9 protein-coding genes are annotated in these 14,210 nt (G+C 73.1%); all 9 read left to right on the top strand.

What is annotated here, in order from left to right:
* Nucleotides 1–2: 2 nt before the first annotated feature.
* The 9 genes from mrdA to rpmA all read left to right on the top strand — a co-directional run bounded on the left by mrdA (nt 3) and on the right by rpmA (nt 14,174).
* Entirely contained in the window at nt 3–2,177 is a 2,175-nt protein-coding gene (gene mrdA / locus ACZ5NJ_RS06500; RefSeq protein WP_468763422.1) for a penicillin-binding protein 2, read from the top strand.
* A gap of 6 nt (nt 2,178–2,183) precedes the next feature.
* On the top strand, nt 2,184–3,383 hold the full coding sequence (gene rodA, locus ACZ5NJ_RS06495; protein WP_468763420.1) for a rod shape-determining protein RodA: 1,200 nt from the start codon (nt 2,184–2,186) through the stop codon (nt 3,381–3,383).
* Nucleotides 3,384–3,462: 79 nt separating this feature from the next.
* Nucleotides 3,463–5,058 carry a CYTH and CHAD domain-containing protein gene (locus tag ACZ5NJ_RS06490; protein WP_468763418.1) on the top strand — a complete coding sequence of 532 codons (1,596 nt, stop codon included), beginning with the start codon at nt 3,463–3,465 and terminating at the stop codon, nt 5,056–5,058.
* A gap of 72 nt (nt 5,059–5,130) precedes the next feature.
* On the top strand, nt 5,131–7,056 hold the full coding sequence (locus tag ACZ5NJ_RS06485; protein ID WP_468763416.1) for a TIGR03960 family B12-binding radical SAM protein: 1,926 nt from the start codon (nt 5,131–5,133) through the stop codon (nt 7,054–7,056).
* A gap of 117 nt (nt 7,057–7,173) precedes the next feature.
* Nucleotides 7,174–8,115, top strand: a complete 942-nt coding sequence (locus ACZ5NJ_RS06480; RefSeq protein WP_468763414.1) for a hypothetical protein — start codon at nt 7,174–7,176, stop codon at nt 8,113–8,115.
* Between the two features lie 109 nt (nt 8,116–8,224).
* Entirely contained in the window at nt 8,225–9,004 is a 780-nt protein-coding gene (locus ACZ5NJ_RS06475; RefSeq protein WP_468763412.1) for a TIGR03936 family radical SAM-associated protein, read from the top strand.
* A gap of 234 nt (nt 9,005–9,238) precedes the next feature.
* Nucleotides 9,239–13,303, top strand: coding sequence for an Rne/Rng family ribonuclease (locus ACZ5NJ_RS06470; protein WP_468763410.1), 4,065 nt, complete (start codon nt 9,239–9,241; stop codon nt 13,301–13,303).
* A 282-nt stretch (nt 13,304–13,585) separates the two neighbouring features.
* Nucleotides 13,586–13,906: a 50S ribosomal protein L21 gene (gene rplU, locus ACZ5NJ_RS06465; RefSeq protein WP_042812502.1), complete on the top strand. Its 321-nt coding sequence runs from the start codon at nt 13,586–13,588 to the stop codon at nt 13,904–13,906.
* A gap of 13 nt (nt 13,907–13,919) precedes the next feature.
* On the top strand, nt 13,920–14,174 hold the full coding sequence (gene rpmA, locus ACZ5NJ_RS06460; protein WP_007264038.1) for a 50S ribosomal protein L27: 255 nt from the start codon (nt 13,920–13,922) through the stop codon (nt 14,172–14,174).
* The last annotated feature ends 36 nt before the right edge of the window (nt 14,175–14,210 follow it).

Raw genomic sequence — 14,210 nt, 5'->3', positions numbered from 1 at the left:
CAGTGACCAACATTCCGGAGACCGGCCGCACCCCCCGGGTGCAGATCCGGCTCGTCATCCTCCAGGTACTCGTCTTCTCGCTGCTGCTCACCCTCTTCGGGCGGCTGTGGTACCTCCAGATCCGCAACGGCGCGGAGTACTCCGACGAGGCCAAGAACAACCACGTCCAGCAGGTCGTCCAGCCGGCCGTCCGCGGCTCCATCCTCGACGCCCGCGGCATCCCGCTCGCCGACAACGAGACCCGCCTCGTCGTCTCCGCCAGCCGCACCGAGCTGATGAAGATAAAGGACAAGGGCAAAGGTGTCCTGACCCGCCTCGCCGGGGTACTGGACATGAAGCCGCAGGACGTCATGGACAAGGTCCGCCTCTGCGACTCCAAGACCCCCCAGCCCTGCTGGAACGGATCGCCCTACCAGCCGATCCCGGTCACCCTGGAGGCCACCACCCAGCAGGCCCTTCAGATCCGCGAACGCCCCGAGGACTTCCCCGGCATCACCGCCGAACCCACCGCCGTACGCCGCTACCCGGCCCCCGGCGGATCCAACACCGGCCAGGTCCTCGGCTACCTCTCCCCGGTCACCGACGACGAGATCGTCAAGGCCAAGAAGACCAACTCGCCGTTCCTGCGCTCCGACCAGGTCGGCCGCTTCGGCCTGGAGCGCACCTACGACAAGCAGCTGCGCGGCAAGTCCGGCGTCACCCGCTACGAGGTCGACAACCTCGGCCGCGTCATCGGCGAGGCCGAGAACGACCCGGCGATCCCCGGCGCCAACCTCGTCACCAGCATCGACGCCCGCGTCCAGGGCGTCGCCGAGTACGAGCTCAACGCCGCCATGGTCGAGGCCCGCAAGCAGATCGACCGCAACACCGGCGTCCCCTACAAGGCCGACGCCGGAGCCGTCGTCGTCCTCGAATCCAAGACCGGCCGGGTCGTCGCCATGGCCTCCAACCCCACCTACGACCCCAACGTCTGGGTCGGCGGGATCTCCGGCAAGGACTACGCCAAGCTCACCGCCAAGGAGTCCAACGTCCCGCTGATGAACCGGGCGATCCAGGGCCAGGCCGCCCCCGGCTCCATCTTCAAGGTCATCCCCACCACCGCCGCCGTCAACGCCGGATACCCCTTCGACGGCAGCTACCCCTGCCCCAGCTCCTACTCCATCGGCGGCCAGGTCTTCAAGAACTTCGAGTCCCAGGGCCACGGCAACATCACCCTCGGCCAGGCCCTCGAAGTCTCCTGCGACACCGTCTTCTACGCCCTCGGCCACCAGCAGTGGCTCAAGGACGGCGGACTCCACCCGGTCAAGAACCCGGCGGAGATCTTCTACAAGACCGCCCACCAGTTCGGCCTCGGCGCCGAGACCCACGTCGACCTCCCCGGCGAGGAGAAGGGCCGCGTCCCCGACCGCGCCTGGAAGCAGCGGTTCTGGGAGGCCAACAAGGACCAGTGGTGCAAGACCGGCAAGAAGGGCGGCACCTACGTCGAGCTGCTCTCCTACGAGAACTGCCTCGAAGGCAACCTCATGCGCGCCGGTGACGCCGTCAACTACTCCATCGGCCAGGGCGACACCCTCGTCACCCCGATCCAGATGGCCACCATCTACGCCGCCATCTCCAACGGCGGCACCCTGTGGAACCCGACCATCGGCAAGGCCGTGATCAGCGCCGACGGCAAGAAGGTCGAGGAGATCAAGCCGCAGGCCCACGGCAAGCTGCCCATGGACGAGAAGACCCGGCAGCAGATAAGCGAAGCACTGGAGGGCGTCGCCACCCGCGGCACCGCCGCCTGGCGCTTCGGCGGCTGGCCCCAGAAGCAGATCCCCATGCACGCCAAGACCGGCACCGCCGAGGTCTACGGCAAGCAGACGACCTCCTGGTTCGCCACCTTCACCGACGACTACACCATCATCATGACCATCTCCCAGGGCGGCACCGGCTCCGGCGCCTCCGGCCCCGCCGTGCGCAACATCTACAACGCCCTCTACGGCCTCGACATGACCGGCAAGCAGGACCTCTCCAAGGCCCTGCTGCCCAAGCCCGAAGCCGCGCTGCCCGCCATCCAGCCGGACGGCTCCATCGACGCCCCCGAGATCCGGCCGTACGTGCCGCCGTCCCCCGAGGACGTCCCGCCCGCCCTCGCCGGGCCGCCGGCCCCGCCCGTGCACAAGCAGGACTGAGGCCCGATGCCGACCGCCAACAAGTTCTCCGTCTCCCGGTACGCGCCCGAGCGTGGGGCCGTCGCCAAACTGACCGCACGGGACTCCGTCCTGCGCCGGCTCGACTGGCCGATACTGCTGTCCGCGCTCGCCCTGTCCCTCCTCGGCGCCCTGCTGGTGTGGTCCGCCACCCGCAACCGCACCACCCTCAACCAGGGCGACCCGTACTACTTCCTGACCCGGCACGCCATGAACACCGGCATCGGCCTCGTGCTGATGATCGGCACGATCTGGCTCGGCCACCGCACCCTGCGCGGAGCCGTGCCCATCCTCTACGGGCTCTCCCTGGTGCTCGTCCTCGCCGTGCTCACCCCGCTCGGCTCGACCATCAACGGCGCCCACGCCTGGATCGTCATCGGCGGCGGCTTCTCGCTCCAGCCCGGCGAATTCGTCAAGATCACCATCATCCTGGGCATGGCCATGCTGCTCGCCGCCCGCGTCGACGCCGGCGACCTCGAACACCCCGACCACCGCACGGTGGTCAAGGCCCTGTGCCTGGCCGCCGCCCCCATGGGCATCGTCATGCTGATGCCCGACCTCGGCTCCGTCATGGTCATGGTCATCATCGTCCTCGGCGTCCTGCTCGCCTCCGGCGCCTCCAACCGCTGGGTCGTCGGCCTGCTCGCCTCCGGCGCCGCCGGAGCGATCCTGATCTGGCAGCTCGGCGTCCTCGACGAGTACCAGATCAACCGCTTCGCCGCCTTCGCCAACCCCGACCTCGACCCCGCCGGCGTCGGCTACAACACCAACCAGGCGCGCATCGCCATCGGCTCCGGCGGCCTCCTCGGCTCCGGCCTCTTCAAGGGCTCCCAGACCACCGGCCAGTTCGTCCCCGAACAGCAGACCGACTTCGTCTTCACCGTCGCCGGCGAGGAACTCGGCTTCGTCGGGGCCGGACTCATCCTCGTCCTGCTCGGCGTCATCCTGTGGCGCGCCTGCGTGATCGCCCGCGAGACCACCGAGCTCTACGGGACCATCGTGTGCGCCGGCATCATCGCCTGGTTCGCCTTCCAGGCCTTCGAGAACATCGGCATGACCCTCGGCATCATGCCCGTCGCCGGACTCCCCCTGCCGTTCGTCTCCTACGGAGGCTCCTCCATGTTCGCCGTCTGGGTGGCGGTCGGGCTGCTCCAGTCGATAAGGGTGCAGCGGCCGATGTCGGCCTGAACAGGGCGGTGCGCCGGAGGCTTCCCGCCCCCGCGCGCAGCGCCCTGCCAACGCCCCGGATCGGGACTAGATTCGATCCATGGCGGACACCCAGCGCGAGATCGAGCGGAAATTCGAGTTCACCGCCGGCCCGGGGGACGACGGCCAACCCCGGGGCCACGGGAAGCGGGCGAAGCGGGACGGGAAGCAGGACCGGAAGAAGGCCGGGCCCGGCCGGCCCCGGGTGCCCGACCTCACCGGCACCGCCTCGATCGCCACCGTCCGCGACCGCGGCACCGCCCGCCTCGACGCCGTCTACTACGACACCCCCGCCGGTGCCCTCGCCGCCGACGGCATCACCCTGCGCCGCCGCACCGGCGGCGAGGACGCCGGCTGGCACCTCAAACTCCCCGTCGCCCCCGGCGTCCGCGACGAGGTCCGCGCCCCCCTCTCCGACACCCTCCCTCCCGCCCTCGCCGCCCTCGTCCGCTCCCGGACCCGCGGCGCCCGCCTCGAACCCCGGGTCCGGCTGTCCTCCGAACGCCACACCCACGACCTCCTCGACCCCCGCGGCACCCTCCTCGCACAGCTGTGCACCGACGCCGTCCGCGCCGAACGCGGCGCCGCCGCCACCGCCTGGACCGAGATCGAGGTGGAACTCGCCGACGCCGGCGACCCCGCCCTCCTCGACGCCGTCGAGGCACGCTTCGCCGAAGCCGGCCTCCACCCCAGCGACGCCCCCTCGAAACTCGCCCGCGCCCTCGCCGCCACCGGCGCCCCACCGCCCGCCCGCCCCGCCCACGGCCCCGCCGACGACACCGCCGGCGCGCACGTCCTGGCGTACCTGCGCGAGCAGCGCGACACCCTCGTCGCCGAGGACCCCGCCGTCCGCCGGGACCTGCCCGACTCCGTCCACCGGATGCGCGTCGCCATCCGCCGCATGCGCAGCGCCCTCGCCACCCACCGCAAGGTCCTCGACCGCGCCGCCACCGACCCCCTGCGCGCCGAACTGCGCTGGCTCGCCGCCGAACTCGGCGCCGACCGCGACCGCGAGGTGCTCCTCGAACGGCTCCGCACCCGCCTCGCGGAACTCCCGTCCGCCCTGCGCATCGGCCCCGTCCGCGACCGGCTCCGCGCCTGGAACACCCACCGCCGCTCCCGCACCCGCCGCCGCGCCGTCGCCGCCCTCGACACCGACCGCTACCTGGCCCTCCTCGACTCCGTCGACGCCCTCCTCGCCGCACCGCCCCTGCGCCCCGCCGCCGCCCGCCCCGCCACCGGGCCCCTGCGCAAGGCCGCCCTGCGCGACTGGGACCGGCTCGCCGACCGGGTCGCCGCCGCCCTCGTCCTCGACCCCGGCGAGGACCGCGACCGCGCCCTCCACGAAGCCCGCAAGGCCGCCAAACGCGTCCGCTACGCCGCCGAGGCCGCCGCCCCCGCCCTCGGCAAACCCGCCCGCAGGCTGGCCAAGGCCGCCAAGTCGGTGCAGAGCCTGCTCGGCGAGCACCGCGACGGGGTCGTGGCCCGCGAGGCCCTGCTCGGCCTCGGGGCCCAGGCCGTCGACGCGGGGGAGTCCGCGTACACCTGGGGCCTGCTCCACGGCCGCGAAGAAGGCCGGTCCGCCCGCCTGGAGCGCAGGCTTCCGGCCATCTGGGACAAGGCCCGGCGCCGCAGGTCCCGGGCCGTCCCCAAATGATCACGTGGAGAAGGGGGGCCGGGCCTCAAGGTACGCTTGAGAGTCGCCCCCTGCCCGCTTCACGAAAGTCGCGTGATGTCCGAGTCGGTCTTCCCACAGCTCGAAGCTCTGCTCCCGCATGTGCAGAAGCCCATCCAGTACGTCGGCGGTGAACTGAACTCCACCGTCAAGGACTGGGACGCGTGTGACGTCCGCTGGGCGCTCATGTACCCCGACGCGTACGAGGTGGGCCTGCCCAACCAGGGCGTCATGATCCTCTACGAGGTACTGAACGAGCGCGAGGGCGTCCTGGCCGAGCGCACCTACTCGGTGTGGCCGGACCTCGAAGCCCTGATGCGCGAGCACCAGGTGCCGCAGTTCACGGTCGACAGCCACCGCCCGGTCTCCGCCTTCGACGTGTTCGGCCTGTCCTTCTCCACGGAGCTGGGCTACACCAACATGCTCACGGCGCTCGACCTCGCGGGCATCCCGCTGGAGTCCAGGAACCGTACGGTCGACCACCCCATCGTCCTCGCGGGCGGCCACGCGGCCTTCAACCCCGAGCCGATCGCGGAGTTCATCGACGCGGCCGTCATCGGCGACGGCGAGCAGGCCGTCCTCGACATGACGGAGATCATCCGCACCTGGAAGGCCGAAGGCCGTCCGGGCGGCCGCGAGGAGGTCCTCCTGCGCCTCGCGAAGACCGGAAACATCTACGTCCCGGGCTTCTACGACGTGGAGTACCTGGAGGACGGCCGCATCGGCCGTGTCGTCCCGAACCGCTCCGGCGTTCCGTGGCGCGTCTCCAAGCACACCGTCATGGACCTCGACGAGTGGCCCTACCCCAAGCAGCCCCTCGTCCCGCTCGCCGAGACCGTCCACGAGCGGATGTCCGTCGAGATCTTCCGCGGCTGCACCCGCGGCTGCCGTTTCTGCCAGGCCGGCATGATCACGCGCCCCGTGCGGGAGCGAAGCATCACCGGCATCGGCGAGATGGTGGAGAAGGGCCTGAAGGCCACCGGCTTCGAAGAGGTCGGCCTGCTCTCCCTCTCCTCCGCGGACCACACCGAGATCGCGGACATCGCCAAGGGCCTCGCGGACCGCTACACGGACGACAAGATCGGCCTCTCGCTGCCCTCGACCCGCGTGGACGCGTTCAACGTGGACCTGGCCAACGAGCTGACCCGCAACGGCCGCCGCTCCGGCCTGACCTTCGCCCCCGAGGGCGGCTCCGAGCGCATGCGCAAGGTCATCAACAAGATGGTCTCGGAAGAGGACCTGATCCGCACCGTCGCCACCGCCTACGGCAACGGCTGGCGCCAGGTGAAGCTGTACTTCATGTGCGGCCTGCCGACGGAGACCGACGAGGACGTCCTCCAGATCGCCGACATGGCGATCAACGTCATCGCCAAGGGCCGCGAGGTCTCGGGCCAGAACGACATCCGCTGCACGGTGTCGATCGGCGGATTCGTCCCGAAGCCGCACACCCCGTTCCAGTGGGCCCCGCAGCTCTCCGCCGAGGAGACCGACGCCCGCCTGACCAAGCTCCGCGACAAGATCCGCGGCGACAAGAAGTACGGCCGCTCCATCGGCTTCCGCTACCACGACGGCAAGCCCGGCATCGTCGAGGGCCTCCTCTCCCGCGGCGACCGCCGTATCGGCGACGTCATCCGCGCCGTCTACGAGGACGGCGGCCGCTTCGACGGCTGGCGCGAGCACTTCTCGTACGACCGCTGGATGCGGGCCGCCGAGAAGGCCCTCCCCGCCCACGGTGTCGACGTGGCCTGGTACACCACCCGCGAACGCACGTACGAGGAAGTCCTCCCCTGGGACCACCTCGACTCCGGCCTGGACAAGGACTGGCTGTGGGAGGACTGGCAGGACGCCCTCGACGAAACCGAGGTCGAGGACTGCCGCTGGACCCCCTGCTTCGACTGCGGCGTCTGCCCCCAGATGGACACCCACATCCAGATCGGCCCCACGGGCAAGAAGCTGCTGCCGCTGTCCGTGGTGAAGTGAGCTGACCGCGCGCGAGGCGCCCCCCACCGGAATCCGGCGGGGGGCGCCTTCGCGTGCGCGGCCGTGAACCCCGGGGGCCGGCGCAACGGGGTGGCCGGTTCTGGTGTCCTTAGCGGCATGGAAATCGAGAAGGCGCAGGCTGTGCAGGGCGGGGACGGGTGTCTGGCCGGGGTCGTCAGGGTGCCGGTGAAGGTCGTGGCCGTACTGGTGGTGCTGCCCGTGCGCATGGTGTGGGACCTGGCCGCGGCCTGTGCGCGGGGGCTCGGGCGGCATGTGCTCGCTCCGCTGGGGAACGGCCTCGGGTGGGGGCTCGTACGGCTGTGGCGGTATCTGCTGAAACCGCTCGCGCTGGCGCTCTGCTACTGGCCCTGGGTGGGGCTGTGGCGGTACGTCCTCGCCCCCGTCGGGGAAGCGGTGTACCGGTACGGGCTGCGGCCCCTGGGGATGGGCGTCGCCTGGGCCGTGCTCGGCTTCGGACGGTACGTGCTCGCGCCCGTCGCGGCCGCCTTCGGATGGGTGCTGCGGGACGTCCTCGCGCCGCCGCTGGCCTGGCTGTACCGGCGGGTGCTGACGCCGCTGGGGCACGGTGTGCGGTGGCTGGTGCGCGGGGCCTGCCTGCTCGTGTTCGTCTGGCCCTGGGTGGGGCTGTGGCGGTACGCCGCCGTCCCGGTCGGGCGGGGGGCCGCCTGGGTGGCCGTGCACGTGCTGGCTCCGCCCCTCGTCTTCCTCGTGCGCGACGTCCTCGCGCCCGCCTGGCACCTCGCCGGCCGGATCACCCGGGCCCTCGGGCGCGGGGTGCGGTGGGTGTGGCGCGGCTGCGTCGCCCGCCCGCTCGCCTGGGTCGGCCGTCAGCTGCTCACCCCCGTCGGGCACGCGCTGCGCCAGGTGTGGCACACCTCCCGCGCGGCGGTGCGCGAGGCACGGGCCGAGGTGCGGCGGGTGCTCTTCGGTGGGCCCGCGGGGGAACCGGCGAGGTCACGGGCGCGTACTCTGGGTAGTACGACAGCCGCCGACGCGGCACCCGCTGCCGAGATCTCCCTGCCCGACCGGCGGGGGTGAACCGGACGGGTCGACGGAACTCAGGGCGGCGCGCGAGCCGCGACGCCCCGCACAAGGAGAAGAACCACTGGGCAAGCGACAGCCCGAAGGCCCGCCTCCCGCACCGGTGGTGCAGCGCATCCGACTGCGCTACACCAAGCGTGGCCGCCTCCGGTTCACCAGCCACCGAGACTTCCAGCGCGCCTTCGAGCGCGCCCTGCGCCGCGCCGAGGTGCCCATGGCGTACTCGGCCGGCTTCACCCCGCACCCCCGGGTCTCGTACGCGAACGCCGCGCCGACCGGAACCGGCAGCGAGGCCGAGTACCTGGAGATCGCCCTCGCCGCGCCCCGCGACCCGGAGACGCTGCGCAAGCTGCTCGACGAGTCGATGCCGCTCGGCCTGGACATCGTCGACGCCGTCGAGGCCCGCACCTCCGGGCTCGCCGACCGGCTGACCGCCTCCATCTGGGAGCTGCGCCTGGAGGGCGTCGAGCCCGCCGAGGCCCAGCGCGCGGTCGAGACGTTCCTCGCCGCCGAGACGGTGGAGGTCCAGCGCCGCACCAAGAACGGCGTGCGGACCTTCGACACGCGGGGCGCGGTCGTCAGCCTCGAAGCCCTTCCGGCCCAGGTTGATAGGCCGCTGGACCATGCCTGTGCGATACTGCGGCTGGTTGTTCGGCATCTGACACCTGCCGTGCGACCCGACGACGTCCTGTCCGGTCTTCACGCTGTGGCCGACCTGGCGCCGCCGGTCCCCGCTGCGGTGACCAGGCTGGCGCAGGGGCTCTTCGACGAGGAGTCCGGCACGGTGACCGACCCGCTCGCGCCCGACCGCGAGGCCGACACGGCCGCCCCACCCACGGCCGCCGTGAACGCCGACGCGAAGGCGCCGGAAGGTCCCGCCGCGTAGGGATCGTCGTCGTCGCGCCGCCCTGGCACTCGGGAGCCACCTGGGTCGGGCAGCGCACTGACCTGAAGACTTCCGCCAGGCCGTACGGACAAGACGTACGGAACCGGCGGCCATGGACTACAGCTCCCGTGTGGCGAACGCGCCCCGGAGGCCGGCTCCGCGTACATCGCGCGGAGCCGTGCCGGACCGGATGTCAGCCGCGGCGCCCGGGAGCGTGACGGGAGAACCGCCCGCATGCTCGACAACGAAAACGAGAACACCCCCGCCGCCGACTCCGGCAGCCCCAGCGACAGCCTGCCCCCGCGCAGGCGTCGCCGCGCGGCTTCCCGGCCGGCCGGTCCGCCCGGCGGCGCCGCCGCCGAGGCCCCCGCCGAGAGCGCCCCCGCCCCCGAGCCCGCCGTGGCCGAGGAGGCTCCGGCCGCTCCGGCTCCGCGCACCCGCCGCCGTGCGGTCCGCGCCGTGGCCGCCCCGGCCGCCGCCGAGCCCGTCGAGGTCGTCGTGGAGACCCCGGCCGCTCCGGCCGCCGAGGAGGAGGCCCCGGCCGCTCCCGCCCCCCGCACCCGTCGCCGCGCCACCCGCGCCTCCGCCCCCGCGGCCGCAACCGCGGAGGCCGCCGCCGTCGCGGAGGCTGCCCCGGCCGCCGCCGAGGAGGAGGCGCCCGCTGCCGCTCCGCGCGCCCGTCGCCGTGCCACCCGTGCCGTCGCCGCCCCGGCCACCGAGGGCGCCCCGGCGGTCGTCGAGGCGCCCGCCGCGCCGGCCGTGGCCGAGGAGGAGGCTCCGACCGCTGCCGCTCCGCGCGGCCGTCGCCGTGCCACCCGCGCCGTCGCCGCTCCGGCGGCCGCCGCCGCCGAGCCGGCCGAGGCCGTCGTGGAGGCCCCCGCGGCTCCGGCCGCCCCGGCCGCTCCGGCCGCTCCGGCCGTGGAGGAGGAGGCTCCGGCCGCTCCGGCTCCGCGCACCCGCCGCCGTGCCACCCGCGCCGTCACCGCCCCGGCCGCCGCCGAGGCCGCCCCGGCCGCCGCCGAGGAGACCGTCGAGGAGACGCCCGCCGTGGCCGAGGCCCCCAAGGCCGCCACCCGCGCCGTCACCGTCGCCGACGCCGTCGACGCCCCGAAGCGCGGCCGCCGCCGTGCCACCCGGGCCGCCGCCCCGGCCGCCGCCCCCGCGCAGCCCGAGGCCGCCGCCGAGCCGGAGGCGCCCGCCGCCCCCAACCGCGCCGCCCGCCGGGCCGCCCGTCCCGCGGTGCCCGTCTTCCAGGCCCCGGTCTTCGCCGAGCCGATGTTCCAGACCCCGGAGACCGCCGCCCTGGCCGCCGCGGCCGCTGCCGCCGCCGTCGAGGCGGACGAGGAGGCCGAGGAGGAAGAGACCGAGGCCGTCGCCGAGGTCCAGGCCCCCGCCGCCGCCCAGCCGGCCGGCCGTCGCCGCCGCCGTCGCGGCGCCGCCGCCGAGCCCGTGACCCTGGCCGAGGTCGTGGCCGAGGCCGAGTACGCCGAGGAGGAGCCGGAGGCCGAGCTCGACGAGGACGAGGCCGACGAGTCGGACGAGCGCCCCTCGCGCCGCCGTCGCCGGGGTGGCCGTCGCCGCCGCCGCGGTGAGGCCGCCGACCTCGACGAGGGTGCCGAGGAGGAGGCCGAAGCCGAGGCCGAGGCCGCCGACGCGGAGGACGGACAGGACGAGGACGACGAGGCCGACGAGGCCCTCGGCTCCTCCTCCAGCCGCCGTCGCCGCCGTCGCCGCCGCCGCAGCGGTGACTCCGCCGAGGTCGAGGCGGGCGAGGAGGACGGTGTCCGCACCGTCGTCAAGGTCCGCGAGCCGCGCCCGGCGCGCGAGAAGGCCGAGCCGTCCGACGAGGTCCAGTCCATCAAGGGCTCTACCCGCCTGGAGGCGAAGAAGCAGCGCCGCCGCGAGGGCCGCGAGCAGGGCCGCCGCCGCGTGCCGATCATCACCGAGGCCGAGTTCCTGGCCCGCCGCGAGGCCGTCGAGCGCGTGATGGTCGTCCGCCAGAACGGCGACCGCACCCAGATCGGCGTCCTCGAGGACAACGTGCTCGTCGAGCACTACGTCAACAAGGAAGAGGCCACCTCGTACGTCGGCAACGTCTACCTGGGCAAGGTCCAGAACGTGCTGCCGTCGATGGAGGCCGCCTTCATCGACATCGGCAAGGGCCGCAACGCCGTCCTGTACGCCGGCGAGGTCAACTTCGAGGCGCTCGGCATGGCCAACGGGCCGCGCCGCATCGAGTCCGCCCTCAAGTCCGGCCAGTCGGTCCTGGTGCAGGTCACCAAGGACCCGATCGGCCACAAGGGCGCCCGCCTGACCAGCCAGGTCTCGCTGCCCGGCCGCTACCTGGTCTACGTGCCCGAGGGCTCGATGACCGGCATCAGCCGCAAGCTGCCCGACACCGAGCGCGCGCGCCTGAAGACCATCCTCAAGAAGATCGTCCCCGAGGACGCGGGCGTCATCGTGCGCACCGCCGCCGAGGGCGCGAGCGAGGACGAGCTGCGCCGCGACGTCGAGCGCCTGCAGGCGCAGTGGGAGGACATCCAGAAGAAGTCGAAGCAGATCACGACCTCGTCGCCGAGCCTGCTGTACGGCGAGCCGGACATGACCGTCCGCGTCGTGCGCGACATCTTCAACGAGGACTTCTCCAAGGTCATCATCAGCGGTGACCAGGCGTGGGAGACCATCCACGGCTACGTGTCCCACGTCGCCCCGGACCTGGCCGACCGGCTGTCCCGCTGGACCTCCGAGGTCGACGTCTTCGCGACGTACCGGATCGACGAGCAGCTCGCCAAGGCGCTCGACCGCAAGGTGTGGCTGCCCTCGGGCGGCTCCCTCGTGATCGACAAGACCGAGGCGATGATCGTCATCGACGTCAACACCGGCAAGTTCACGGGCCAGGGCGGCAACCTGGAGGAGACCGTCACCCGGAACAACCTGGAGGCGGCCGAGGAGATCGTGCGCCAGCTGCGGCTGCGCGACCTGGGCGGCATCGTCGTCATCGACTTCATCGACATGGTCCTGGAGTCCAACCGCGACCTGGTGCTGCGGCGCATGCTGGAGTGCCTGGGCCGCGACCGCACGAAGCACCAGGTGGCCGAGGTCACCTCGCTGGGCCTGGTCCAGATGACCCGCAAGCGGGTGGGCCAGGGCCTGCTGGAGTCCTTCTCCGAGACCTGCGTCCACTGCAACGGCCGCGGCGTCATCGTCCACATGGACACCCCGGCCGCGCCCGGCGGTGGCGGCAACGGCAAGCGCGCCAAGCGCCGCGGCGGCCGCGCCCTGGAGCACGAGCACGAGCTGGAGACGGCCGAGTCGGCCGAGGCCGAGGTGTTCGAGACCGAGACCGAGGCGGAGGTGGCCGCCGAGGCCGCCGCGCCGCGCGCCCTGCCGGAGCCGGCGTTCGTCGCCGGCGAGGAGCTGTACAGCAGCCCCGCCGAGGCCGAGGCCGCGGCCGGTATCAGCGGGCGCCGCAACCGCCGCCGTGCCACCCGCAAGGCGACCGCCCCGGCGGGTGCCCCGCGCGGTGCGGAGCGGCAGGCCGCCCCGGCGCCGGTGACCCCGGTCGTCTCGGACGAGCCGGTCACCGAGCCCGCCGACACGGTGCTGGAGCCGGCCGGCGAGGTCGTCGCCGAGGCCGTCGAGGCCGCGGAGACGGTCGAGGCCGCTCCGGTCGAGGCCGCCCCGGTGGCCGAGGAGGCCGCGCCGAAGGGCCGTACCCGTCGCCGGGCGACCCGCAAGGCCACCGCTCCGGCTCCCGAGCCGGTCGCGGAAGCCGTGGTCGAGGCGGAGCCCGAGCCGGTCGTGGAGCCGGAGCCGGTCGTGGAGGCCGTCGCCGAGCCCGTCGTGGAGCCGGAGCCGGCCGTGGAGGCCGTCGCGGAGCCCGTGGTCGAGGCGGAGCCCGTCGTGGAGGCCGCCCCGGTGCGTCCGCGCCGCCGCGCCGTCCGCAAGGCCACCGCACCGGCCGGTGCGGCGGAGGCCGCCATCGTGGTCGTCGAGGCCCCCGCGGCCGAGCTGGCCGCTCCGGCCGAGGCCGAGGCCACGGCCGACGCCGAGCCCGTCGTCGAGGCGGACGCCGAGGCCGAGGCCCCGGCGCCGGCCAAGAAGACCGCCCGCAAGGCTCCGGCCAAGAAGGCGGCCACGGCGAAGAAGGCCCCGGCCAAGAAGGCCGCGGCCGCGAAGAAGACCGCCGCGAAGAAGACGACGACGGTCAAGAAGACCGCCGCGAAGCGGGCGACGAAGAAGACCGCGGCGGCGGAGCAGCAGACCCCGCCGTCCGTCTCGGCTCCGGCCGAGGCCTGATCGAAGCCCTGTCCGTGGGGCCCCGCCGAGAGGTGGGGCCCCACGGGCGCGCGGGGCCCGGTTTGACCCTCTCGGACCGGCCCCGTAACCTAGACCGTCGGCGTGTCCTGGACGTTTACCGTGCAGCGCGCGCCGCGCTCCTGAGCACCTTCCTCCCGCATCCTCCGCGCAAGCGGACGGGACACGGGAGAGGCCGCTCGTCCATTCCGGATCACCGTGGGCCCCGGCCCGCGTGAGCGGCTGGCTTCAGGAGTATCCGCCCCGAGTGAGAGAGAGATCCGCGTGTACGCCATCGTGCGCAGCGGTGGTCGCCAGCACAAGGTTGCTGTCGGCGACATCGTTGAGGTTGACAAGATTTCCACTGCCAAGGTTGGCGACACGGTCGAGCTCTCGACCCTGCTCGTTGTCGACGGCGACGCCGTGACCAGCGACCCGTGGGTCCTGGCCGGCATCAAGGTCCAGGCCGAGGTCGTGGACCACCACAAGGGCGCCAAGATCGACATCCTGCGCTACAAGAACAAGACCGGCTACCGCCGTCGCCAGGGTCACCGTCAGCAGTACACGGCGATCAAGGTCACCGGTATCCCCGCGGCTGCGAAGTAAGAGGGACTGAGACATGGCACACAAGAAGGGCGCATCGTCCACCCGGAACGGGCGCGATTCCAACGCTCAGCGGCTCGGCGTGAAGCGCTTCGGCGGTCAGGTCGTTTCCGCCGGCGAGATCCTCGTCCGCCAGCGCGGCACCCACTTCCACCCGGGTGCGGGCGTCGGTCGCGGTGGCGACGACACGCTGTTCGCGCTGCTGCCGGGTGCGGTGCAGTTCGGTACGCACCGTGGCCGCAAGGTCGTCAACATCGTTCCGGCCGCCTGATCCAGCTCCTGCTGAATCACAAGCGTTCGTAACACC

It is taken from the genome of Streptomyces sp. NPDC032091 (genome assembly GCF_055580265.1).
This window is presented reverse-complemented; position numbering and strand designations above follow the sequence as displayed.